At 56.5% G+C, this 24207-nt stretch carries 19 protein-coding genes; 18 read left to right on the top strand and 1 reads right to left on the bottom strand.

Annotated elements, in window-relative coordinates:
* Positions 1-2 precede the first annotated feature (2 nt).
* The 11 genes from JNK54_04630 to JNK54_04580 all read left to right on the top strand — a co-directional run bounded on the left by JNK54_04630 (position 3) and on the right by JNK54_04580 (position 12522).
* Positions 3-332, top strand: coding sequence for a hypothetical protein (locus tag JNK54_04630; protein ID MBL8023554.1), 330 nt, complete (start codon positions 3-5; stop codon positions 330-332).
* Positions 333-446: 114 nt separating this feature from the next.
* The gene (locus JNK54_04625) at positions 447-2075 is read left to right on the top strand and encodes a cytochrome C (GenBank protein ID MBL8023553.1); all 1629 of its coding nucleotides are present in this window, start codon (positions 447-449) and stop codon (positions 2073-2075) included.
* On the top strand, positions 2072-2695 hold the full coding sequence (locus JNK54_04620) for a cytochrome b/b6 domain-containing protein (GenBank protein MBL8023552.1): 624 nt from the start codon (positions 2072-2074) through the stop codon (positions 2693-2695). The genes JNK54_04625 and JNK54_04620 overlap by 4 nt, the downstream gene beginning before the upstream one ends.
* 95 nt (positions 2696-2790) lie before the next feature.
* Positions 2791-3969 (top strand): ADP-forming succinate--CoA ligase subunit beta, encoded by a 1179-nt coding sequence (sucC, locus tag JNK54_04615; protein MBL8023551.1) that lies wholly within the window; start codon positions 2791-2793, stop codon positions 3967-3969.
* Positions 3970-3978: 9 nt separating this feature from the next.
* Entirely contained in the window at positions 3979-4317 is a 339-nt protein-coding gene (locus tag JNK54_04610; protein ID MBL8023550.1) for a hypothetical protein, read from the top strand.
* Entirely contained in the window at positions 4314-5225 is a 912-nt protein-coding gene (sucD, locus tag JNK54_04605; GenBank protein MBL8023549.1) for a succinate--CoA ligase subunit alpha, read from the top strand. Before JNK54_04610 ends, sucD begins: the two co-directional genes overlap by 4 nt.
* 5 nt (positions 5226-5230) lie before the next feature.
* A complete protein-coding gene (locus tag JNK54_04600; protein ID MBL8023548.1) occupies positions 5231-7198 on the top strand; it encodes a glycogen debranching enzyme family protein in 1968 nt (655 codons plus the stop codon).
* Positions 7195-8262 (top strand): C40 family peptidase, encoded by a 1068-nt coding sequence (locus JNK54_04595; GenBank protein ID MBL8023547.1) that lies wholly within the window; start codon positions 7195-7197, stop codon positions 8260-8262. The genes JNK54_04600 and JNK54_04595 overlap by 4 nt, the downstream gene beginning before the upstream one ends.
* A gap of 2 nt (positions 8263-8264) precedes the next feature.
* On the top strand, positions 8265-9353 hold the full coding sequence (locus JNK54_04590) for a hypothetical protein (GenBank protein MBL8023546.1): 1089 nt from the start codon (positions 8265-8267) through the stop codon (positions 9351-9353).
* Positions 9353-10537: a DUF819 family protein gene (locus tag JNK54_04585; protein MBL8023545.1), complete on the top strand. Its 1185-nt coding sequence runs from the start codon at positions 9353-9355 to the stop codon at positions 10535-10537. The genes JNK54_04590 and JNK54_04585 overlap by 1 nt, the downstream gene beginning before the upstream one ends.
* A gap of 98 nt (positions 10538-10635) precedes the next feature.
* Positions 10636-12522, top strand: coding sequence for an N-acetylmuramoyl-L-alanine amidase (locus JNK54_04580; protein ID MBL8023544.1), 1887 nt, complete (start codon positions 10636-10638; stop codon positions 12520-12522).
* 14 nt (positions 12523-12536) lie between these two features.
* Here the strand turns inward: JNK54_04580 and JNK54_04575 are convergent, their stop codons facing one another.
* Positions 12537-14822: a discoidin domain-containing protein gene (locus JNK54_04575; protein ID MBL8023543.1), complete on the bottom strand. Its 2286-nt coding sequence runs from the start codon at positions 14820-14822 to the stop codon at positions 12537-12539.
* A gap of 274 nt (positions 14823-15096) precedes the next feature.
* On the opposite strand from JNK54_04575, the gene JNK54_04570 reads away from it, so the two are divergent.
* From JNK54_04570 to ligA, 7 genes are all read left to right on the top strand, one after another.
* Positions 15097-18255, top strand: coding sequence for a PAS domain S-box protein (locus JNK54_04570; protein ID MBL8023542.1), 3159 nt, complete (start codon positions 15097-15099; stop codon positions 18253-18255).
* 120 nt (positions 18256-18375) lie between these two features.
* Positions 18376-19476, top strand: coding sequence for a bifunctional diaminohydroxyphosphoribosylaminopyrimidine deaminase/5-amino-6-(5-phosphoribosylamino)uracil reductase RibD (gene ribD / locus JNK54_04565; GenBank protein ID MBL8023541.1), 1101 nt, complete (start codon positions 18376-18378; stop codon positions 19474-19476).
* Between the two features lies 1 nt (position 19477).
* Positions 19478-20071 (top strand): riboflavin synthase, encoded by a 594-nt coding sequence (locus tag JNK54_04560; protein MBL8023540.1) that lies wholly within the window; start codon positions 19478-19480, stop codon positions 20069-20071.
* On the top strand, positions 20065-21267 hold the full coding sequence (locus JNK54_04555; protein MBL8023539.1) for a bifunctional 3,4-dihydroxy-2-butanone-4-phosphate synthase/GTP cyclohydrolase II: 1203 nt from the start codon (positions 20065-20067) through the stop codon (positions 21265-21267). The genes JNK54_04560 and JNK54_04555 overlap by 7 nt, the downstream gene beginning before the upstream one ends.
* 17 nt (positions 21268-21284) lie before the next feature.
* Positions 21285-21731: a 6,7-dimethyl-8-ribityllumazine synthase gene (locus tag JNK54_04550; protein ID MBL8023538.1), complete on the top strand. Its 447-nt coding sequence runs from the start codon at positions 21285-21287 to the stop codon at positions 21729-21731.
* Position 21732: 1 nt separating this feature from the next.
* Positions 21733-22188 (top strand): transcription antitermination factor NusB, encoded by a 456-nt coding sequence (gene nusB / locus JNK54_04545; protein MBL8023537.1) that lies wholly within the window; start codon positions 21733-21735, stop codon positions 22186-22188.
* Positions 22188-24191, top strand: coding sequence for an NAD-dependent DNA ligase LigA (ligA, locus tag JNK54_04540; GenBank protein MBL8023536.1), 2004 nt, complete (start codon positions 22188-22190; stop codon positions 24189-24191). The genes nusB and ligA overlap by 1 nt, the downstream gene beginning before the upstream one ends.
* Positions 24192-24207 lie beyond the last annotated feature (16 nt).

Below are 24207 nucleotides of genomic sequence, written 5' to 3'. Positions count from 1 at the left end.
CAATGAAACATTTTAAAAGTTTGACCTTAATCTTGATGGGCGCTTTTTTCGTGGGCGCGGTGGCCCTTCCTGTTCGGGCGGAAACCCCGGTTAAAGGGGAAAAGAAAGCGGTGGGAATCTTGATCAAAGTTGACGTGGCCGAAGACGGGGCCTCCGCGGTGGCGACGCTCAAAGTTCGGGGTAAAAAGGTGGAGATTCTGGTGACCGATGAGCTGACCCTCAACAAGTTCGAAATTAAAAAGATCAAGGTGGGAGATGAAATCCGTACCGAATACAACGAAAAAGATGGGGTTCGGTCCAGCGTTCAATTCGTTCGTACGGCCGGTTGCTAGTTGGTCTTTTCCCGTTAGAAAAATGACCCTCCTCCCGAACCGCCCTTTTCTGGAGATACGGGAGGAGGGGGGGCCGGCCCTTGGAGGAGTTTTGAAAGAGGTCGAATCATTCCAGTGAATAGAAATAAAATCGGATTTCTTCTCTTCCTTCTTTCCCTTCTCTGTTTTGTCCCCGCCCAGGCGGAACGGACCGTGGACCATCGTTCTTTCCCCGCGCTGAAAGGTCCCTTTAAAGACGGACCCTCTGTCACCAAAGCCTGCCTCACCTGCCACCTTCAGTCGGCCCACGAAATTATGGAAACCCCCCACTGGTTGTGGAAGGGGGAGGAAACCGTGGTTCCCGGATCGGACGGCAAGCCTCGACGGATCGGTAAGGCCAACTTGATTAATAACTTCTGCATCGGAATTCAATCCAATGAGGCGTCCTGTACCCGTTGTCATATCGGCTACGGCTGGAAAGATAAGACCTTCGATTTCTCCGATCCCACCCGGGTGGACTGCCTGGTTTGTCACGATACCACCGGCGAATACGCGCGTCCAGCTTCATCGGACGATTTAGGGCATTCTTCTCCTGGGGGGGCCACCGATTGGGTTCGTGTGGCCCAGGGGGTGGGACCCACCAGTGTGGAAAGCTGTGGCAAGTGTCACTTCGCCGGGGGGGGCGGTGAAGGGGTCAAACATGGGGATCTGGATCCCACCCTGATCGAGGCCGGTCGGGGCCTCGACCTGCACATGGGAAAAGATGGATTGGGGTTCACCTGTTCGACCTGTCACAAGGGGGAAGAAATTCCCCACCGGATCACCGGCCATTCCGCGTCGGTGGCGGTCCGTACTGGGGACGCGCTTTCCTGTGCCAAATGTCACGGGACGTCCCCCCATGGAACCCCATTTATTGCCCGCACCCAAAAAGAACGGAACGCCGGGAAAGCTCTCCGGCAGACGGGGGCAGATCTTTCGGGACAGCACGCCCAACGGCTGAATTGGCATGCCCGTCGAATCGCCTGTCAAACCTGTCATATCCCCCGCTACGCTCGGGAGATGCCCACCAAGACCTGGTGGGATTGGTCCAAGGCCGGTCGCCTGGACGAAGAGGGGAAGTCGGTGACCGAACTGAACGACGATGGTGACATCGTCTACATGGGCATCAAAGGTGAATTCAAATGGGGGGCCAACCTGGTCCCCGAATACCGATGGTATGACGGAACCCACCAACGCTATCTCCTGGGGGAAAAGTTCGACCCATCGAGAATCTTGTCGCTCAACCTCCCCAGGGGGGGGCCGGAATCCGGTGCCAAAATTTGGCCCTTTAAAATTATGCGGGGTCGGCAAATTTACGATGTAAACAACCGTTATTTGATTCAGCCCAAACTCTCCGGGGCCAAGGGATCCGGGGCCTATTGGAAAGATTTTAATTGGGATGTGGCCGCCCGGGAAGGTATGGCGTATGCCGGTTTGGATTACAGCGGCCACTTCGATTTTGTGGAGACGGAGATGCACTGGCCCTTGTCCCACATGAATGTGGAAGGGCAGGGCGCCCTCGCGTGCCAGGACTGTCACGCGAAGACCGGTCGGTTGGCGGGTGTCCCTGGGGTTTACATCCCTGGCCAAAGTCGAAGCCGATTGTTGGATTTCTTGGGATGGTTCGTGGTCATCGGATCGACGTTCATGGTCTTGATTCACGGTGTGTTGCGATGGCGGAGTCGTCGCCGAAAACCCGTTCGAATTTCGGAGAAACAATCGTGAAAAAGATCTACCTGTTCAAAATTTATGAGCGAATCTGGCACTGGGTTCAAAGTGGGATCCTCTTAATTCTTCTCTGGACAGGGTTTGCTCTCCATGGGACTTTCGGTTGGCCCCACTTTGAACCCGCGGTTCGTTGGCATGAATTCTTGGGGATCTCCCTTATCGTCCTGAGTGTCTTCACGATGTTTTGGCACCTCACCACGGGGGAGGTACGCCAGTTCATCCCCCGCGGGCGGGGTTTGGGGGATATGATTCGTTTCTATATGGGCGGTAATTTTCGACATGAACACCATCCCAATGTGCCCACGCCTGACGCGAAATTTAATCCGCTCCAACGTTTTTCCTATTTCAGTTTGCTGGTGTTCATCTTTCCTGTTCAGATGTTGACGGGATTTCTTCTCTGGGCCATGCCCCGTTTCGAACTGTTCTCCCTTTTTCGGCCACACGTGGGGCTCTTGGCCCTCCTTCACACCGCCGGATCTTTTGGGATGTTGGCTTTTATCGTTGTGCATATCTACATGATCACCACGGGCCGCACTCTGGGTGCCAACCTAAAAGCCATGATTACCGGCTGGGCGGAGGAGGAGGATTCTCCTCCCCCGACACCCGAATCAAAGTAAAGAGTCCCCCTCTCCTCATCCATTCGTCGTTTGGCCTTTCGAGGTTGGTGGAATTATGGTTGAATCACGTCTGAACCCAGAGGGGAGGATTATTCATGAAGCTCCATGAGTATCAAGCAAAGCGTCAAATGGAAATTTTTAAATTGCCCGTGTTAAAAGGGGCGGTGGTGACCGAGGGGGGGGCTGTCCCCGAAGCTTTGAAAGCCGTTGGGGACGGGCCTTGGGTCCTCAAGGCCCAGGTGCATGCGGGTGGGCGGGGGAAAGCGGGCGGGGTCCGTGTGGTCAAGGATCTGGGAGAGGCTGAATCTTTTGTCAAAGGGGTTCTCGGGAAACCACTGGTGACCGCCCAGACCGGGCCGGAGGGACTTTTGGTTCGAACGGTTCTTGTGGAACCCGCGGTCACGGTGGAACGTGAACTGTACGCCGCGGTTCTCATGAACCGGAAAACGGGGAAACCTGTTCTCATCGTTTCAGCGGAGGGCGGGGTGGATATCGAAACCTTAGCTTGGACGTCTCCCGATAAAATTGTTCGGGTGGATGTGGATCCGATTCGGGGGCTGGAAGCTTTTCAAGCTCGGGAAGTGGCTTTTGCCACCGGACTGGCCGGGGATTTCCTGGGGGAATCGGTTCCGTTTTTCCAAAACCTTGTGAAGATGTTTCTCTCCACGGACGCCAGTTTGGTGGAAGTCAATCCCCTGGGGGTTCGGACGGGAAAAAAGGGCGAGCGTCTTTTAGCTTTGGACGCTAAGATGACCGTGGATGATAACGCCCCATTTCGCCAGCCGGCCTTGTTTAAAGAAGCCGATGAGGCGGATCTTTCGGAAGCGGAACGGCAAGCGAGTGCCGTGGGCATCTCCTACATCCGTCTTGAAGGGACCATCGGTTGCATGGTGAATGGGGCGGGGCTTGCCATGGCGACCATGGACATCATAAAACTCCATGGGGGTGAACCCGCTAATTTCTTGGATGTGGGCGGCGGGGCGACGGTGGAGCAAGTCACCGAGGCGTTCAAAATCATTTTGTCCGATTCCAACGTGCGGGTTGTTCTGGTGAACATTTTTGGTGGAATCATGAAATGCGATGTGATTGCTGAAGGGATTGTCCAGGCGGTGAAAAGCACCGGGTTGGACCGCCCTCTTGTGGTTCGGCTGGAAGGGAACCGGGTCGAAGAAGGCCGAAGAATTTTAGCGGCTTCCGGCTTAAAAATCACCCCCGCAGCGGATTTGGCGGACGCCGCCCAAAAATCGGTTGCCCTTTCAAAAGAGGCGGCCTAGGAGATTCCCATGAGCGATTTTGAAACCCTGATGAAGTTTCCGCCGAACAGCGTGGCGGACGTGTTGCGACGGTTATTGAGCGTTGATCGCGAAGGGGGGGCGAACGCTCCCCTCTTGTCGCTCCATTTAACGAGTGGGGCCACGGTGTCAGGGGCCCTGCTTCAGTTTCGCAAAGACAATTCTCACCAGTTTGTTGTCACGATAGGGACCTTTCGAAAGGAGGACGGAGCGGTGGAATCGGTGAGCTATGTTCCGTTGATCAACATCGAAGCGATTACGGTGCATCATCCCATGGCCCTGGCCTCTTGCCTTGAGGAAGTCTCCATGACGGAAGAGGAAAGAGCGTGAGTATCCTGATTGATCAAAAAACCAAAGTTATTGTGCAAGGGATGACCGGGGCGGCGGGGTCTTTTCACGCCCAGGGGTGCCGGGATTACGGGACACAGGTTGTGGGGGGAGTGACCCCGGGGAAAGGCGGGACTTCTGTTTCTGGAATCCCCGTATATAACACTGTGAAAGAATCCGTGAAAGCCAGCGGGGCCACGGCGTCTCTCCTCTTCGTGCCGCCTCCCTTTGCGGCGGACGCGATTTTGGAAGCGGCGGACGCGGGGATCGGGCTTATCCTTTGCGTGACAGAAGGGATTCCCGTTCTGGACATGGCCCGCGTGATGTCCGTCTTGAAAGGAACGGGGGTTCGTCTCATTGGGCCGAACGGGCCCGGGGTGATCACCCCCGGGGATGCGGCTCGGCCCGGGTGTAAAATAGGCATTATGCCGGGCTATATCCATAAACCGGGCCGAATCGGCGTGGTGTCCCGTTCCGGGACGCTCACCTACGAAGCGGTCTGGCAGTTGACCCAACGGAGTTTGGGTCAATCCACGGTGGTGGGCATTGGGGGAGACCCGATCCAGGGCACTTCGTTCGTCGACGTTCTTGAACTTTTTGAAAATGATCCTGGAACCGACGCCGTTCTTATGATCGGGGAGATTGGGGGTACCGCGGAAGAAGAAGCCGCCCAATTCTTTAAAAAAAGAATGTCCAAGCCGCTCATGGCGTTCATCGCGGGCCGCACCGCTCCTCCCGGGAAGCGGATGGGTCACGCGGGGGCCATTATCGGGGCGGGTGGGGAAGGGGGAAAAGTTTCCCACGGATCGGCGATGGAAAAGCGAGCCGCCCTGGAGTCCGCGGGTGTGAAATTGATCGATTCGCCAGCGGACCTGGGAGAAACTGTTTTAAAAGTGATGCGGAGCGCATAGAAAAAATGCCCCCGAAGGGGACACCCCTCTTATTGCTCGGTCCCGACATTTGCCGAAACTTCGAAGACGCCAGTGGTCGGGAATGGATTGAAACCAACGGTCGTGGAAGTTACGCCATGGGGGCCGTGGCCGATTGCGCCACCCGCCGTTATCACGGTTTTTTAACGGTCGCGCGTCGACCGCCCCTGGACCGGTTTCAATTGGTCAACCGCCTTGAAGAAACCGTGTTCCAAGACGGAACCCGCGTGGATTTGTCCTGCCAACAATACCCCGGTGTCTCCCGGCCCGCCAGTGGGGATCGGTTGGAATCTTTTCGCCTCGATCCCTTTCCCACATGGACCTTTGCTTGGGGGGAAACCCGTCTCCAAAAAACGTATTTTCTCCGTTATGGGGAAGACACTGGAGTGATGACGTATCGACTCCTCTCGGGGCCGGCCCTCGAAATGGAAGTGCGTCCTCTCCTTTCGTTCCGCGATCACCATTCCCTCGGACGTCGTGACGCGCGGTTTGAAGGGCGCCTGTCCTATGGGGAGAACCTGGTGGGCGTTTCTGTTCCAGGGGTTGATCCGTTGACGCTGTGGGCCACGGACGGTCATTTTTACTCGGTTCCCGTGTGGTACAACACCCAAGACTATGTGAAAGAAGAACGGAGGGGCGAAGAAGGATGGGAAGATGTTTTCGGTCCTGGAATTTTTCGGTTTTCTTTGCAGAAAGATAAACCGGTATCCGTGGTTTTTTCCGCGGTATTGAAGGAACGCGTTCCGTCCTCGGGCTGGGAAGGGGAGGAGCGGGATCAACGACGAAAAATTGTTCAGGGGTCCCTGGTGCGGGGGCCCTTGGGCGGGGCCTTGAGCGCGGCGGCCGATTCTTTTGTGGTGTCACGGGGCGAAGGGCTCAGCGTGTTGGCGGGATACCCGTGGTTGGCGGATTGGAGTCGTGACGCGTTGGTGGCGTTTCCCGGCCTTTTTCTCGCCACCGGTCGATGGTCGGAGGCCACGTCGTTTCTGGAAACGTACGCGCGGCATGTGCGCCAGGGGTTGCTTCCCAACTATTTCTCGGAGGGGAACGCCTCTGTCGCCTACAACGCTGTGGACGCCCCTCTCTGGTTTATCCGGGCGGTTCAAGCTTATCACAAGGCCACCCATGATGACGCGGCTGTTCGGAAATGGCTTCCCATCCTGAGGGACATTGTCGATGCTTTTCAAAATGGAGCGGCCTACGACATCCATATGGACGGGGACGGTTTGATTGTCGCCCCGGCCGCGGATTTGGCTCTGACCTGGATGGACGCCCGTGTGAACGGTCAACGGGTCACCCCACGCACGGGAAAACCGGTGGAAATTCAGGCCCTGTGGTACAACGCCCTCCAATTCCTCGTCGAAATTCAACTGAAACTCAAGGAACCCACACGGGGATACGATACGTTAGCTCAGATCGCTCGCCAAAGTTTCAACGCTAAATTTTGGAACGAATCGGGGGCCTATTTGTATGATGTTATCGAAGGAAAACAGCGGGATGACGCTGTTCGACCAAACGCGCTATTGGCGGTTAGTCTTCCGTACGAAATCTTGGAAGAAAAGAGGTTCCGCTCCGTGGTCGATGCGGCCTGGAAAACCCTCTATACACCCCGGGGTATGCGAACATTAGCCCCCGGATCTCCCGGGTATCGGGCCCGATGTGAGGGGACACTTTCTGACCGAGACAGTGCCTATCACCAGGGGACCGTTTGGCCGTGGCTCTTGGGTCCGTTCCTGACCGCGTTTGTGAAAGCCTATGGCGCTACGGAAGAAACGAAAAGTCACGTGGTGTCTTTCCTCCAACCTTTTCTAGGGCACTTAACGGAAGTGGGGGTGGGCCACATCTCGGAGATCTTTGATGGGGACGCTCCCCATTCTCCACGGGGATGTCCCGCTCAAGCCTGGAACGTTGGTGAACTTTTGCGTGTGATGTGGGAGGAGGGGGTTACTTTATGATGAATCGTTTTTTCTTATGGGGTGCACTTGTCCTTCCTTGTACGGTCTGGAGCGGGGTGGATATTACCTTTACTCCCCAGGGACCGGTCACCACCAAGACCACGGCCCCGGAAACTCCAAAGGCGCCCGCCACCGAACCCGTGGAAGGGATCGTCGTGGTTCCCATCGCCGACCTCCGCCGGGCTCCTGTCTCGCCCTCTCCCCAAGCGGTGAAGCGTCGTCCCTACGCGGTGGATGAGAACCAAGAAACCCAGTTGCTGTTCGGTGAGAGAGTTCTTGTTTATGAGGTGAAAGGAAACTGGTTTCGAGTGGAAGCCGTGGACCAGGCGGAGTGGACCCACTCTCAGCGGTGGCAGGGGTATCCTGGATGGGTTTTGCAAGAGGCGGTTATTCCACGTCCGGCCGATTTCATGCCTCAAGCGGTCGTCATTGCCCGCTATGGGCGCGTGAGGGAAACTCAAAAAAGATCTTCCGCTTTTAAAGAGTTGCCCATGGGCTCCAGGCTCGGGGTCCTCTACAGGCAAAAAGGCTGGGTTCGGGTGCAAGGGCCCCAGGGCGAAATGGGGTGGATGCGCGATAAAGATGTTCGCCTGGATCGTGAAGCCCCCACCCGAAACAATGAGGTGCGGGACGCACTGGTGACCGCGGTTCGTCAATTTATAGGGGAACCTTATTACTGGGGCGGGCGAAGTGGGCACAAAAAAAGGGGGACCAACCCCTCCGGGGTGGATTGTTCGGCGCTTGTGAATGTCGCCTATCGGTCGGTGGCGTTAAACGCCCCCCGGGACGCCCACGAACAATTTCTCCTAGCGAGTCCCTTGCGAAAGGGGGGGGACCTTCGGCCGGGGGATCTGGTGTTTCTTTCGAAAAAGGGGACTCCTGACCGCGTTGTCCATGTCCTGATTTATGAAAAGACCGAAACATTGATTGAAGCGGTTCACGAATTCAATAAGGTGCGTCGGGTCTCTTTCAAAAAGAAATTGGGTGTGCGCCAAAACGATATTCAGTCTGGATCGATCTTCGGCGATTTTGTTGTGCGGCTTGGAACTTTTTTGGATAAGTAGGAGTGAATCGTCATCGTCTCGGTCTCCCCACCGTCATTCCCGTTCGCTGGTCCCTCCGCCGTCCTTTCGTCACCGCTCTCGGTCGTAAAACGTCTACAGACAACGTCCTCATTCGCCTTCCTCTTTCAGGGGGGGGATCGGGGATGGGGGAGGCTTCGTCCTCTTTGGCGATGCCCGAACAAACGGGGTCGCGCATGGCTTCCGCGTTACGACGCCTGGGGCGGCGTTTTCGGGGTCGGGATGTTCGGGATCTGCAGCGCCTCGTGGAGGAGGCTTGGGCCACGGAAGGGGATTGGCCAACGGCCGTGTCCGCTTTCGAAGTGGCGTTGTGGGATGCCTACGCTCAAGCGGAAACCATCCCTTTCTCTGAACTCTGGGGCGGTGTGTGTCAGGAGATGGAGACGGTCCTTTCCCTTTCTGCCGTGTCTCCGGCTGAGGTGGGACAACGGGCCCGTCTAGCCGCTCGGTCTGGGTGGCGTTTCCTGAAATTGAAATTGAACGGACAGGAACCCTTTGCCGTGAACCGGGATCGCCTTCGCGCGGTGCGGCGAGCCGCTCCTCGGGCGCGTGTTCTTCTGGACCCAAACCAAAGTTATGGTCCGGACGGTTTGGAAGAACTTTTGTTGGCGGCCAAATCGGACGGCATCGAAATTGAATTGATCGAAGAACCTTTTCCTAAGGGAAAAGCGGCGGCCTATCACGAAGCCAAGGAACGAAGATTAGGCCCTCTCCTGGGGGACGAAACCATCCAAAACATTTCGGACGCTCGACGATTCTCTAACGGTGGACTTGTTTGCGGGCCGAACATCAAAATAGCCAAGAGTGGATTGTCCCGAAGCCGGGCCATTTTGGACGTGTTTGATCGGACGTTAAAAGGGCGTGCCCTTTTTATGATCGGGTGCATGGCCGAGTCGTCTCTGGGGCTGACCGCCGCCGTGCATTTTGCCCTGGGTCTCGGCGTTTTTCATTACGCGGATTTGGATTCGGATTTGATTCTGTCTCCGACCGGAGTCCGGGGGGGATATGTCCGCCAGGGGCCCTGGCTCCGGCTACCTAAAAAAACTGTTCCGGGATTGGGGATCTGTTTCTAATGGAAATCCCGCCACTTTTTCTGGGGATCCTGTTGGCCTCTTTAACCGGAGGCATCCTCTGGGTTCGAGAGAAATATAAATCCTCGGCTCTGTTTCGCTGGGTCCCGGCCCCTTTCTTCTGTTATTTTTTTCCCCTCTGTTTGACGTCGATTGGTTTGCTCCCTTCTGTGAGCCCCCTTTACGATGGGGTCGCACGATTCCTCCTTCCGGTGTGTTTAGCTTTGCTACTCCTTAATGTTAATTTCGCCGCCCTGCGTGGGGTGGGGCGATCGGCTCTTCTCGCCATGGCCTGGGGTGTGGGGGGGATGGTGGCCGGGCTCGTGGTCTCCTTCGGTTTTTTTCATTCGTTTCTTCCCCCTGAAGCGTGGAAATCCGTTGGGGCCTTGGCGGGCAGTTGGACAGGAGGGAGCGCCAATTTGTTGGCGGTTAAAGAGGCTCTGGGGGCCTCCGAGCAGGTGTTTGCCCCTATCCTTGTTGTTGACACACTCTTCGCCTACAGTTGGATGGCGTTCTTGGTTTGGATGGCCGGCCGCCAGGGAGCCGTTGATCGTTGGTCCAAGGCATGGGAGAGGGACGTCCTTCCCGTCCCGCCGCTTCTAAAGACAAAGACGCCTTCCTGGCCCTGGCCGACGGTTCCCATGGCGGCCCTTGTCTTGGCGGGTGGATCGCTTTTTTTAGGGACAACGTTAGGGCCCACTTGGAGCAGAGCTGTAGCCGAAATTTTACCGGACCTGGGGAACAGTCTGAAGCCGGCCACTTGGACAGTGATCGCTGTTACGACCGGAAGTCTGGTGGCCTCCCTGTCGGGGCGGTTCCGGGCCCTTCCGGAACGAACCGAAGGGGTCGGAACCTTTTTCCTTTTCTTCTTGTTAACAACCTTGGGCGCTCAAGCTTCTTTCCGTTCGTTGAAAGAAGCCCCACTCTTTTTGGCGGTCGGCGCGGTGGGGTTGATGATTCACGGGGCCACACTGGTGGTGGGGGCGCGATTGTCCCGTTTGCCTTTGGCCCTTTTGGCAACGGCCAGCCAGGCGTGCGTGGGGGGAGTCGTGTCCGCCCCTCTGGTTGGGGCTGTTTACCGGTCCTCCCTGGCCGCGGTGGGATTGCTGTTAGCGGTGTTGGGAAACGTGGGAGGCACCTATGTGGGTCTTCTGACCGCCCATTTGTGTTCTTGGATTGGAAACTAACAAAGATTTTCCGTGAAATTCTGGTTGTCAACAAGAGGGAATGAAAATTCCGATTAAAGAAGTGGGGTGTCAATAAAACGGGGAGGACAATGGCACGAATGAAAAGACGATTGCTCTTGATTGTGTTTTTTGGGTGCGGAGCCGGACTGATGTCGGTCCGTGGTGAAGATGGGTGGGTGGAAGAAGGCGATGAACGGGAATCCCTTTCCGTCTCAACAGAACCTGAAAAAGGTATCCTCCCCTTGAAAATTGTGCATCCTCCCGAAGGAAGGACTCTTCCCGCTGTCAAATCGTCTTTCGTCTACGGCTGGGCCGATCCCCTAGGGAAATTGACCGTCAACGGTTTCCCGGTGACAACACACGCGGGGGGAGGCTGGCTTACGGTGATCCCCTACACACCCGGGGCCTTTACGATCCAGGCGGAACTGAAACTTCCCACCACCACCTATGTCACGTTGCGCCGCGTCGTTGTGGCGGGGGAAGAATCCTCATTTCCCGTTCCTTCTTCTCGAGCCCTCCAGCCTGATGAAAATCTTCTTCTTCAGGCCGGGGAAACTGTGGTTGTGGAGGCTCTCGGCCCGCCGGGGGAAAGGGCGTATTTTCAATGGGCGGGTTCCCGAAGAAAGGTTCCCATGGAAGAAATTTATTCCAATGGCAAAGGGATTTATCGCGGTTTTTTTATTGTTCCTTCGCGAGAAGAATACGAGAGGAAGATCGAAAACGATGCCATTAAAATCACGATGGTGGATAAAAAGGGTAGGAACAAGCGGAAGGTCTTGGCGCCGGGTCGGATTTCCCGTTTCGATCGACCGGCACCATGGGTGGTGGAGGTTTCTGTGGACCCCGCTGTCCTTCGTGCGGGGCCGGGTGTGGTGAAAGGGGAAAAAAGCGGTTATATCCTTTATCCTCCCATGGGGACTCGCCTCTTGGTCACGGGCCGACGGGGGGAAGAGTTTCGTGTGGCGCTCACTTCCACGCGAGAGGCGTGGATTGGGGTAAAAGACGTTGTCGACCTTTCTCCCGGCGCACGGGCTCCGCGGGCCGTCGTTTCGTCGGTGTCTGTGGAACGGAGTGGTCGTCACACCCTGGTGCGCGCCGCTGTCGGAACGAAAGTTCCCTTTGAAGTTCGCGCCTGCGATGACCTATCCGCTCTGGATGTGTTGTTTTACGGAGCGGTGTCCGATACGGATTGGATTCATTACGGCGGAGCGGGGGGGGCGGTTCGACGCGTGGAGTGGTTTCAAGAGGAGAACGATATCTATCGTCTTCGGGTTCATCTTCACCCGGGCCGTTGGTGGGGGTACGACGCTCGTTATGAAAACGGATGGTTTGTCTTAGAACTCCGGCGCCCCCTTTCGAACACCCGAAACCCATCGTCGCTTGCGGGGTTAATGGTGGCGGTCGACGCGGGGCATTCCTCCGATCGTGGTTCCATTGGCCCAACGGAGTTTTTGGAAAAAGACGCCAACTGGGCCATTGCGTTGTGTCTAGAGAAAAAACTGAAACGAGCGGGGGCTGAGGTTTTTATGGTGAGAAAGGGAAATGAGCCTGTGGGCCTCTACGAACGACCCCAACGCGCCTGGAAGGCAAAGGCTGATCTCCTAATCAGTGTTCACAACAACGCCCTCCCGGAAGGGGCCAATCCTTTTGATCGGAATGGATACGGGGTGTATTATTTTCAACCGCACAGCTTTGGTCTGGCGAATCAGATTCACGAGGCCTACGGGGATCTCTTTGGGGGGAGAGGGAAACATCAGGGGCGATCGCGGGCAAAGCTTCGGGATGACGGCTTGCACTATGGGAACCTGGCCTTGGCCCGAACGACCCAGATGCCCGCGGTTTTAACAGAATCCGCTTACATGATTCTTCCCAACGAAGAGGCGTTACTGAAAACCGAAAAATTCCAATGCGATTGCGCCGAGGCCATGATCCTGGGTCTAAAGCGTTTTGTCCGTGACGTTCGCGAAAGGGACACCTCCCCCTGACGGATGGGCGGAGGTTAATCGGTCACCGTGGCGGTGGCCGTCACCCCGGCCTTTCCCTCCGGAGGGGCTCCGGGATCATAAAAAGCCGATAATTCCCAGAGGGAGTAGGGATAGGGCGATCCGCGCTGGCGGCAAAGGATTCTGACGAAACGTGTGTGGGAGGTCGGAATCGCCACCACATCTTGGCCGCCGTTCCCATTTTCAACCGAAGCGATATCCGCCCACTGAAGTCGATCGTTGGAGATCTGAACGGTATAGGCTTTGGCGTAGGCGGCTTCCCACTTCATGATCACTCGATTGATGGAGCGCGGCTGCCCAAAATCGATGCCAATAAATTGGGGATCAGGGAGCTCCGCGGCCGCCCATCGGGTTGCCGAATCTCCGTCCACCGCCAGAGGGGCTAGGTCCTGGCGAGAGGAGGCCACCGCGAGGGGCGTGTCATACGGGGTGAACCCGGCGGCCGCCAGCCCTCGGATCGCGATGGGGGATTTCATAAATGTTTCCTTGATCATTCCCGTTCGATGGTTTTCGATGCCCAGGATGATGGGCCCCGTGTCCAACCCCAATGTGATGGGCGAAATGTAAGGGTTGTCGGGGGGGCGGGTCACGTTGAAGGAATCCGTGAAACCAAATCGGCCCCAAATGTGATGTTTGTATTGAAAATACATGAACCGGGCCGCGGCAAGGGACGGTGCGGGGGTAAACTCCATGGAGGTTAAGGCCGCCGTCGGGGCTACTGTCCCATCGTTGCACCCGAAGGGGGGGACTCCGTAGGCCCAATAGTGAGTGTTGGCGGGGGCGCAATATCCGGGTGGCCCATAAGAGGCGGTGACGCCCCAGCGGTTCTTTTCATACAGAAAGCTGTCCTCTTCACACAGATCCCGGTTGTACAGAGTCGCGTCTCGGGCGGTGAGTTCGTAATTGGCCCAACCGTCATGGCGTGGCCCCAGATCAAAGTAGAGGTTTTGGAATTGGTGTGTGAACAGGGGCGGTTCGTGAATGAAATTGTATCCGTGATCGTTCACCCAGGTCCGCCGCATTTGGGTCCAGGCGGAGACGGGAAGGGGAAAGGAATTGGACCCTAGGGCCAGGAGGTCGATGATTACTGTTTCCGAATAGCGGTTCCAATAGTCGTGGGCGAAGTAGCCTCCCTCCCCCGGGTTGGGATAGGCTCCCCCCTCCTGGTTCCATCCTTGGCACATGAAGAGGTCGTCCGGGTGATTGTCGGCCGGATGGCGGTTCAGCCAAATGGTCCATTCCATGCGAGCGTGGAGGGTTTCCGCCAAGGTCTTAATTTCGGGATACGTGTTTCGGAAATACTCTCCGGCTTGCAGGGCTCCCGCCATGAAAATCGCCGAATCGATGTTTGATATTTCGGACGTCCCGGAACGCATTCCAGTGTCCATATGGACAAAATGGTTCCAGAAGCCGTGGAAACTTTTGTTGGGATCATTGTTGGCCTGTTGGAGAGAATCAAAGAGCGTCAGCGTCGCCATGATGCGATCCCGGGCGGCTTGGGCGGTTATCCACCCTCGGCTTACCGCCACGGTCAGAACGCTGAACCCAAACCCCGTGGCGGCGATGTTTCCCAGGGAGGAATATCGTCCCGCGAAACTGTTTTCATTTTCTTTCACGATCCCCGTGACGGGATGCGCCTCGGTCTCGAAATAGCGAAACAGGGTTCGTTGAACGAAATCGAGGAAATCATCATCGGAGAGGGAGACCACCTCGACATCAAGTCCGCAGAGCAAGGCGTTGTCGGCTGTGACCTGAGGAAACGAAAGGGTCAACACCCCATCGGTCACGTTTCGCGTAAAGGTATGGGTGTCCGCTCGGTCGAACCCCTTTTCAGCGAAGATGTCGTGGTTTGTAAGCACGGTTTCACCTTCAATGGCCACATCAAAAACCCGACGATTCGGGGCTGTCCAGAACGTTTCCGCGAAGTGAAGGGTGATGCGGTATCGGCCCCGGGGCACCGCGACCTGATACTCCATTGTGGTTCCCCCGAAGCGATGGGTTTGGTAAAGGGGGTCGAGATCGGTCCCGGCGATGGGGCGGGAAATGGGAACGGCGGTTTGGCCGTTCACAAACCCCCACCGATTCAAGTCGTTATAGAATTCATCGTGGGTCCACCAATTCTGGCGGGGGTCGGTGTAGTCGAATTCCGCCCCGCAATTGAGGTGCCAAACCTCCTTCCCTGAAGCGGAAGCCTTGGATAAGGGCAACGCTTGGCTGGGCCAGGCCATCACGGAGGCGACGATGCCCACCACGAATTGTTTCGCGGAATTCGAACGATTCATGAAATTCTCCCTCGCGTCATGGTTGTTTCCTGCCAAGGCGATTATAGCAGGGTTTATCCAAACCCAGTGAGGAGGAAGATCTCCCTATCGGGATGTCCCAAAACAAACCCATTGAATTATTGTACAACAGCAACTATAGTTAACGTTGTGCCCTTGAAAAGGAGATTGTGACGATCAGGAGCGGAATCCAGGCGACCGGATCCCTTAGTGTGGGGGTGGAGGTTCGCGTCACCAGAGAGCCTTTTTTCTGGTGATGGGAGGAGGGCTTCTCGGAGTGAAGGCGTTGTGGTGGAAGCTGATGCGGTGGGTCCCAGCGCTCACGTTGGGTCGATGGGCCCATCTCTTTCGCGGTCGGACCCTGAGCCGGCGTTTGTTGGCTCCTGTTCTCCCGGCCGTTATCGTTGTGACCGTGTTGTTTGGCGGTTTTAGTTATTTATTGGTCCGTCATCAAATTGTTGAAAACGTTCACCAGGTGGTGAACGCCGAAGCCCAAAACACCGCTCGTGCCCTCCAGGATTTTTTTCACCAACGACTCAACGATCTCGAATCTGTTTCGGAAACCCCGCTGATCGCGGACTACAATAAGAATCGAGATTATGGTTTAGGGCAAGAAGCGGCCATTTACCGAAAAGAACTGGAAAAATATTTCCAAAGTTTTGCCCAACGGGCCAAAGTCTATTACGACATTGCCTACGTGTCTCCCGATGGCAAACGCGTTTGTTCTCTCCGCCCCAATATCGACCCCGACCGCTATAAAGCGTCTTTTCCGTTGGAATTCCTGGACCATATTCGTCGGGGGAAACGGTTCGATCCTCCCTTGCAGAAAGCGGTGGAGGGCGGTCCGTTGGTCAAGCGCTACGGGAAAGCTATTTTTGATGAGGCGGGGGTGTTTTTAGGGGCGATCGTGACCGATTGCGACATGTCCGCCGTGGAGGATATTTTACGTGGGGTGCAGGTCGGCATGGGAGGGGGCGCCTTCATTGAAGATTTTGACGGAAACCGACTGTTGGGGTTGGAACGGACCCGAACGAAATCGGTTTTTCGTGGAGAAATGCCCATTCGGGAAGGGGAAACCGGGTGGCGTTGGCGGGTGGTGGTCACCGCGCCGGCCCGTGAATTTTTAGCGCGGCCTCTCCGAAATATTTTCTTGGCCACCGCTCTGTTTGCCGTCTTGGGGACGGTGTTTCTCATGGGGCTCATCGTTTCCCGCGTGTCGGATCTCATGGGCCCGATTCACAGCATGGTGGAGGGAACCAAACGATTTGCTTCCGGTGATTTAACCTTTCGATTTCCGGGATTGAAAAGTCGCGAGTTGGATGTTCTGGCGGCTTCATTTAACCGCATGGCGGGAACGTTGGAGGCCCGCAACCGAGAGCTGGAACAGCGTCTCCGCCAGGTCACGGCGTTGCGCGATATGGAGGAAGCGGTCATCCAACGCCAGGAGGAGGAAACGGTTCTTCGCACATGCTTGGAGGCGGTCGCTCGAGGGTTTGCGTTCGATCGCACCGGCATGTATTGGGTGGATCCCATTCACAAAGAAATTGTGGGACGATACCTTTTTGGTTCGGACGCGGCGGGTTTTACGGAAATCGCTTTCAAAAAACGTCGGGTGCCTCTTGGAGGGGACGACATCTTAAACGAAGTGGTCCGGAACCGTCAGGCCGTGATCGTCCGGGAACCTTCGGGCGATTATCGGGTGAATCCCGCGTTTGTTTCGGAAGCCAGAACCCAAGAGTTTTGCATGGCCCCTATCTGCGGAAAGGACCGGGTTCTCGGCATCATCACGGCGGACAATTTCGATAGCCAACGCCCCTTTACGGAAACCGATCGAGAAGGGCTGATGTTGTACGCGAACGCCGTGGGGCTGGCTTTAGAAAACGCGATCCTTTTCCAGAATCTGGCGGAAAGCGAATCCAAATTACGCACGGTGTTGGAAAATTCGCCCGAAGCCATTATCGGTATGTCGCGGGAGCATTGGATCAGTACCTGGAACCGTGGCGCGGAAAAAATATTTGGTTACCTGGTCCCCGAGGCGTTGGGCAAACCGTTGACCATCCTTTTCCCAAAAAACGCGGGGGCCGATTTTAAAAAATTGCTCAATCTCGTCATGGAAAAAGGATCGGTGCGCGATTTTATGTTGCCGGGGCAAGCCAAAGACGGTCGACCTTTGGAGCTTTCGGTTTCTTGGGGGGGCCAGCACCAGGATTTTTGGATGAACAAGGAATGGACCCTCGTGATCCGCGACATCACAGAATCCCGTCGGCTGCAACAGCAACTCATCCGGTCGGAAAAACTTTCCGCTGTAGGACAACTCATTTCGGGTATCGCTCATGAGCTCAACAATCCGTTGCAGGCGGTGGTGGGGTATTCCGATATTTTAGGTGACGATATGAAGGATCGGTTGGCCTCTCCCGATAAGGGGCAGCGCTTAGACCCCAAGGCCATCTTGAATGATCTGCGCATCATCACAGAGAACGCCATGCGGTGCCAAAAAATTATCGAAAACCTACTGCTTTTTGTTCGGCAGGGGGACATCGAAAAACGGCCTGTAGACCTGGCCCACGTCGTGGAATCTTCCCGGGAATTGTTGCAATACAAATTGAAAAAAGCGGCCCACATCGAAGTGACAGTGGACATCCCCAAGAGCGTTCCTTTCGCGAAGGGAAATCTTCAACAGGTTCAGCAGGTGTTCGTTAATCTCATCAACAACGCCTGCGATGCCATGGGGACCAACACGGGGAAGAAGACCATCCACGTGTCCGCCCGGGAAGAACCACCGGGAATGATCCATGTGGAAGTGACCGACAATGGTCCCGGGGTCCCCGAGTCGGCCCGGGAGCGGTTGTTCGAACCCTTTTTTACGACGAAACCGGAAGGACGCGGAACGGGGTTGGGTCTTCCCGTGTGCAAACAGATCGTTGAGGAACATGGAGGGAAAATAGGTTTTATTACGGAGATCGGTCAGGGGACAACGTTCCTCTTTGATCTCCCCGCGTCTCCGGACGCCGCCGTGCCGTCCTCCGCCCCATCGGCGCCCTTGCCGGTCGTGCGCGGGAAGTCGATCCTTCTGGTTGACGATGAACCCGATGTCCTGGGATTTTTGTCGAAAGTTATTCAGGCGGAGGGGAACCACATGGAAGTGGCCGCATCGTTAAAAGACGCCATTGGTCACGCCGCCCAACAACCTTTCGATTTGATCGTCACGGATGTTCGGTTGGGGGAAGGAACCGGTTTCTCTTTGTACGAGAATTGGAGCTTGTGGTCCAATCACCCGCGCCCCCTTTTCCTCTTTATGACGGGGGACGTGTTGAACGGCACGATCGTGGCCGACATTGAGAACCGCGGGTTGCATCTTCTCCATAAACCCATTGATTTGGCCACGTTCCAGCGGGCCATCCGAAGTTCCCTGGCCCCCCCGGTCGAGGGACATTGAACCTTCTCCCTCCAAAAAGCTAGAATGCCACCACTCTAAGAGAACTTTGTTGGTCCTGAGGCCGGGAGTTTTATGCTCATTTTTTTATTTTCCCATTGACGTTTCCCTTCCGCCCCGGCCGTGTACCGTCTTCTTGATCAAACCATGATGTCTCGGGCGCTCTCTCTCGCTGAAGAACGGGGGGGGGGGGCCCATCCGAACCCCCGTGTGGGATGTGTCATCACTCGGGGGAAACGTATCGTGGGGGAGGGATGGCACGAGCGGTTTGGGGGACCCCACGCGGAAATTTTGGCGTTACGTCGGGCAGGTGTTCAGGCCCGCGGGGCCACAATGTATGTGACCTTGGAACCCTGTCCCCATTGGGGAAAGACCCCTCCGTGCGCTGAGGCGGTGGCCCGGGCCGGTGTGGCACGAGTGGTGGTGGCGGTTTCCGATCCCAGTCGGCGTTTGACGGGACGGGGAATCGCTCATCTTCGTCGTGCAGGGGTGCGGGTGGACTGTGGCCTCCTGAGGGAAAAGGCCGTTCAGTTGAATCCTGGATTTTTTTCCCGGGGAAAGCGCGATCGGCCCTGGGTGATTTTAAAAATGGCTCAGACGTTGGATGGAAAGATTGCGTCGCGGACAGGGGCTTCCCGCTGGATCACGGGTCCCCGGGCGCGTGCGTTGGGTCACCAATTGAGGGCCGCCTCGGATGCGGTGTTGGTGGGGGGGGGAACAGTTCGTCGGGACAACCCGGGCCTGACAAGTCATGGAAAGGGTGTTGATCCTGTTCGGGTGGTTCTGTCTCGGTCTCTCCGTTTGCCTGTCGGTGCAAAAGTTTTTCGACGGGATGTTCCCGTTTGGGTTTTATCTGAGAGCGGGGGGACCCGAGCCAACGTTCGCGGGTTGGAGAACGCGGGGGTTTCTGTGATCCCGGTTCTTCGGGGCCCAGAAGGAATGAGCCCCCGCCACGCGCTGGTCGCCCTGGCGCGACGGGGGGTGAACCAGTTGTTGGTGGAAGGCGGGGGGCGGACCGCGGAATTCTTTTTGTCCGCAGGAATGGTGGATGAGGTTTATCTCTTTGTGGCCCCCTTTTTTCTGGGGGGACGGGAAGCACCCACGTCGGTTGACGGTCGCGGGTGGGCCTCTCCCGGAGAGGGGCCACGGCTTCATGAGGTAAACGTGACTCCTCTCGGGGACGATTACCTGATTCATGGTTATATGAAATCCAGGAGAAATTAACGTGTTCACAGGAATCATTCAGTCCAAAGGGAAGGTGGTGGAACGAAAAGGCCTCCGTCTTGTCGTTCGAGCCCCTCTCGCGCGGGCACGGGTGGGGGATTCTGTGGCGGTGAACGGGGTGTGTCTGACGATTGTGAAATCGACGGGTTCATCCAAGGCACGCCTTCTGGGATTTGATTTGTCCCAAGAAACATTGGATCGAACGACAATGGGCGAATGGAAGCCCGGGCGTACCGTCAACGTGGAGCCGGCTCTCCGTGCGGGGGATCCCATGGGGGGGCATATGGTGCAAGGGCATGTGGACGGCGTGGGGCGGGTTGAGGCGCGACGAGACGAAAAAGGATGGAGCCATATCACGTTTTCCTTTCCCTCGGTGATGAGAGATTTTTTTGTGGACAAGGGGTCTGTGTCCATTGACGGCATTAGTTTAACGCTCTTGAATCCCAAGAAAGGGCGTTTCGGCGTGGCGGTGATTCCACACACGGATCAGGTGACCACATTGGGAGAGGTTCGGCCGGGAGATCCGGTGAACTTGGAAGCGGATGTGATGGCGAAACAAGTAGCGACTTTGATTAAAGGGCGGCGGCGATGGTAACGTTTCAATCGGTAGCGGACGCGCTGAAAGATTTCAAACGGGGTAAACCGCTGATTGTCGTGGACGACCCGGGTCGGGAAAACGAAGGAGACGTGGTCATTGCCGCGGAAAAGGCGACGCCGGAAGCCATCAATTTTATGGCGAAAGAGGCCCGGGGTCTGATTTGTGTCCCCATGTTGGGCGACCGATTGGACCGTCTTAACGTTCTTCCGATGGTGGAACGAGGCGAACCGCGTGAGGCGGCTTTTACCATTTCGGTCGATGCCAAGAAGGGGGTCACCACCGGGATCTCGGCCCACGACCGGGCGCGGACCGTGCGGGCTCTGGTGGACCCCCGCACCCGTCCCGAAGATCTTCGTCGACCAGGGCACATTTTCCCACTCCGGTACAAGGAGGGAGGCGTGTTGGTTCGGTCCGGCCACACGGAGGCGGCCGTGGACTTGGCCCGGTTGGCGGGGTTAGCCCCCGCCGCGGTTATTTGCGAAATCATGAACGATGATGGCAGTATGAGTCGCCTGCCCGCTCTCGGGACCTTTGCGCGTCGGCATGGCTTAAAAATTGTGACCATCGAAAGTTTGATCGCTTACCGGCGTCGCCATGAGCGGTTGGTGCGACGGCTGGTTTCGGCGAATTTACCCACCCGGTTTGGGCTGTTTAAAATTCATCTCTATGAAGATGTCCCCACCGGGGAGCATCACGTGGCCTTGGTTCGAGGGGAGGTGGCGGGATCCCCCAACATTTTAGTTCGAGTTCACTCGTCTTGTTTTACGGGGGATGTCCTTCATTCGCTTCGTTGCGATTGCGGGGAACAGTTGGAAAAAGCGTTTGAAAAAATCAATGGGGCGGGGAAGGGAGTCCTTCTTTATATGCACCAGGAAGGACGCGGGATCGGATTGATGAACAAGCTTCACGCCTACGCGTTGCAGGAAACCGGTTTGGACACGGTTCAGGCCAACCGCAAGTTGGGTTTCAAGGCGGATCTTCGGGAATATGGGATCGGAGCGCAAATTCTGGCTGATCTGGGCCTGTCCAGCGTGCGCCTTTTGACGAACAATCCCAAGAAGATCGTGGGGATTGAAGGATACGGTTTGCGCGTGACTCAACGGGTGTCCCTGGAAATCCCTTCCAACCGGCACAATCGTCGCTACCTGGCCACGAAGCGGTCCAAAATGGGCCACCAATTGGAGGGACTGTGAAACGTAAGCCATCGTCCGTGCCATCCGCCCTTTTGGAGGGGCGGGGTCGCCGATTTGCTGTGGTGGTGGCGCGTTTTAACAAGGACATTACGGGAAAATTGGAAGAGGCCTGTGTTCGGACGTTGGCGTCCCATGGGAGCAAGACGCGCGTCGTTCCCGTTCCGGGTGCTTTTGAGCTTCCCCTGGTGGCTCGTCGACTGGCCCGTTCTCGAAAATTCGATGGGGTGATCGCGTTGGGATGTATTATTCGCGGGCAAACGCCCCACGATCGATACATTGCCCAGGAAGTTTCCCGCGGGTTGGGCCAGGTGGCGCTTGAAACCGATGTCCCGGTCATTTTTGGAGTCTTGACCCCGCTCACCCTCCGTCAAGCTCAGGCCCGGGCCGGTAACGGTTCCTCCAACAAAGGGGCGGAAGCCGCGTTAGCGGCCCTGGAAATGGCGAATTTAGGGAAGTTGGTCTAAAATGGGGCTGCGTCGACAATCTCGGGAAGCGGCCCTTCAAATTCTTTATTTGGCGGATGTCGCACGCCTGCCTTGTCCCGAGGCGGCAACGATTATTTGGGCGGGGGCCAACTATCCCCCGAAAGCCCGGCGGTTTGCGGATGTTTTGGCCGCGGGATCTTTGGCCCATCGGCCGGAAATCGATCTTCTGATCACTCGACACGCGGACAATTGGGAGATTTCTCGCATGGCCGCGGTGGACCGGAACATCCTTCGGTTGGCCACGTTCGAATTGTTGTTCGAGTTGGATACCCCGGTCTCGGTCGTGATCGATGAGGCGGTTGAAATTGCCAAGAGTTACTCCACCGTGGATTCCGGTAAATTTGTTAACGGTATTTTGGATCAAATCAAAGCCAGCCGTCCCGCGCCACCTCCCGCGGTGGACCCCGGCAGCCAACGGGAATTGTTCCCCACGTGATGGAACAGACTGTTTCCCCTCAAGCTCAGGCGGAGGCTCTGCGGCAAGAAATTCGTCGGCACGATCGGCTGTACTACGTGGACGCTCGACCCGAAATTTCTGATGGTGAATACGATCAGCTGTTCCTTCAATTGAAGGCACTGGAAGCGGGGCACCCCAACCTCGTGACCCCGGACTCTCCCACCCAACGGGTGGGGGGGGCCGCCACAGCGGATTTTCGTCCGGTGACACATCCTGTTCCTATGTTGTCCCTGGACAATGCTTTTACAGAAAAAGATCTTTTAGAATGGAAAGAGCGCGTGGCGAAAGGCCTTCCTCCCGGGGAGACGGTGGTCTATACGGTGGAACCGAAAATTGACGGGGTGGGATTGGCGCTCCTCTATGAGCAAGGGGTCTTGGTTCGCGCCGCAACACGGGGGGACGGCGAGACGGGCGAAGAGGTGACGGCCAATGCCAAAACGATCCGCGCCATTCCCCTTCACTTGGAAGGTCCGTACCCACCACGCTTGGAAGTGCGGGGGGAGGTCTATGCCCCAAAAGCGGATTTTGAAAAATTCAGTCAACGTCTTTTGGAAAAGGGAGCCCCCGTTCCCGCCAACCCTCGGAACTTCGCGGCGGGGAGTTTGCGTCAAAAAGATTCGCGCGTGACGGCTGAAAGGCCTCTTCGCTATTTTGTCCATTCCTATGGGACAGTGGAAGGGGCCGTTTATGATTCTCATGCGGAATTTCTCAAGGCCTGTCGTTCCTATGGTTTACCGGTGGATTTGAAAACGATGGGGGGCCTTCCTTTCGATTCTGTGGTGACCGTGTGTCGCCAGTTTCAAGAAGGGCGGGCGGCCCTCCCTTATGAGGTGGATGGGGCTGTGATTAAAGTGGATCGAATCGATCAACAAAAGCGATTGGGCGCCACGTTTAAATTCCCTCGTTGGGCCGTGGCGTTTAAATTCCCCGCGGCCCAGGCCACCACGCGGGTTCTGGACGTGGGGCTGTCCGTAGGGCGCACGGGCGCCGTGACGCCGGTGGCCAAACTCGAACCGGTGGAATGTGGCGGGGTGACCTTGGCGAGCGCTTCCCTTCATAATTTTGATGAAGTGAAACGGTTGGATGTGAAAATCGGCGACTGGGTTTTGGTGGAACGGGCTGGGGAAGTCATACCTAAAGTCGTTCAAGTGATTTTTTCCAAACGTCCCGCCGACGCACGTCCGGTTCTGGTGCCCAGGGCCTGTCCCGCTTGTCGGGGCGAAATCGTTCGCTCCAAGGAAGACGAGGTGGTTTTTCGGTGTGTCAATTCGGCTTGTCCCGCCCAAATCGAAAAAAGTCTTCTCCATTTTGCCAGTCGCGACGCCATGGACATTCAGGGGTTAGGGGAAGCGGTGGTGGCGGAACTCCGTTCAAAACAATTCGTCTTGGACTTGGCCGACATTTACCGAGTCACCAAAAAACAACTTTTAACTCTAGAGGGATTTAAGGAAAAGAAGGCCGATAACCTTTTGAAGGGGATCGCCGAATCAAAATCCCGTTCCCTTGCCCGTTTCTTGAACGGGCTGGGAATTCGGGATGTGGGGGAGAAGGGCGCGATCCTTTTGGCCGAACATTTTGGCACTCTGGATAAGCTGGTGAACGCCACGGAAGAGGATCTTCGCGCCTTGCATGAAGTTGGGCCCGTTATGGCGGCGTCCGTGGCAGGCTATTTTCGCCAACCCATGGGACGTCGGTTGATTGAAAAGTTTCGCCAGGTGGGGGTGGACCCTGTGGAAGAGGCTCGGCGGGCGGGACCTTTTTCGGGTAAGATTGTGGTGTTTACTGGGACGCTCACGCAACTCTCCCGTGCCGAAGCCGAACGCCTTGTCCGTGAGTTGGGGGGAAACACCTCTTCTTCGGTTTCAAGCCAAACTTCTTTTGTGGTGAGCGGAGCGGCCGCCGGTTCCAAACTTCGGCGGGCACAATCTTTGGGGGTTGAGGTGATGAACGAAGACGAATTTCTGAGACGATCGGGGCGCTGAAACGGGGGTCTCCACG

It is taken from the genome of Elusimicrobiota bacterium (assembly GCA_016788905.1).
Taxonomy (GTDB): Bacteria; Elusimicrobiota; Elusimicrobia; order FEN-1173; family FEN-1173; genus JADKHR01.
This window is presented reverse-complemented; position numbering and strand designations above follow the sequence as displayed.

What these genes read in the sequence shown, in the direction of transcription:
- JNK54_04600 (MBL8023548.1), top strand. Translation starts at nt 5,231, where the DNA reads ATGCCCCCGAAGGGGACACCCCTCTTATTGCTCGGTCCCGACATTTGC.
- ligA (MBL8023536.1), top strand. Translation starts at nt 22,188, where the DNA reads ATGGAACAGACTGTTTCCCCTCAAGCTCAGGCGGAGGCTCTGCGGCAA.
- JNK54_04555 (MBL8023539.1), top strand. Translation starts at nt 20,065, where the DNA reads ATGGTAACGTTTCAATCGGTAGCGGACGCGCTGAAAGATTTCAAACGG.
- JNK54_04585 (MBL8023545.1), top strand. Translation starts at nt 9,353, where the DNA reads ATGGAAATCCCGCCACTTTTTCTGGGGATCCTGTTGGCCTCTTTAACC.
- nusB (MBL8023537.1), top strand. Translation starts at nt 21,733, where the DNA reads ATGGGGCTGCGTCGACAATCTCGGGAAGCGGCCCTTCAAATTCTTTAT.
- JNK54_04580 (MBL8023544.1), top strand. Translation starts at nt 10,636, where the DNA reads ATGAAAAGACGATTGCTCTTGATTGTGTTTTTTGGGTGCGGAGCCGGA.
- JNK54_04610 (MBL8023550.1), top strand. Translation starts at nt 3,979, where the DNA reads ATGAGCGATTTTGAAACCCTGATGAAGTTTCCGCCGAACAGCGTGGCG.
- JNK54_04575 (MBL8023543.1), bottom strand. Translation starts at nt 14,822, where the DNA reads ATGAATCGTTCGAATTCCGCGAAACAATTCGTGGTGGGCATCGTCGCC.
- JNK54_04595 (MBL8023547.1), top strand. Translation starts at nt 7,195, where the DNA reads ATGATGAATCGTTTTTTCTTATGGGGTGCACTTGTCCTTCCTTGTACG.
- JNK54_04630 (MBL8023554.1), top strand. Translation starts at nt 3, where the DNA reads ATGAAACATTTTAAAAGTTTGACCTTAATCTTGATGGGCGCTTTTTTC.
- sucC (MBL8023551.1), top strand. Translation starts at nt 2,791, where the DNA reads ATGAAGCTCCATGAGTATCAAGCAAAGCGTCAAATGGAAATTTTTAAA.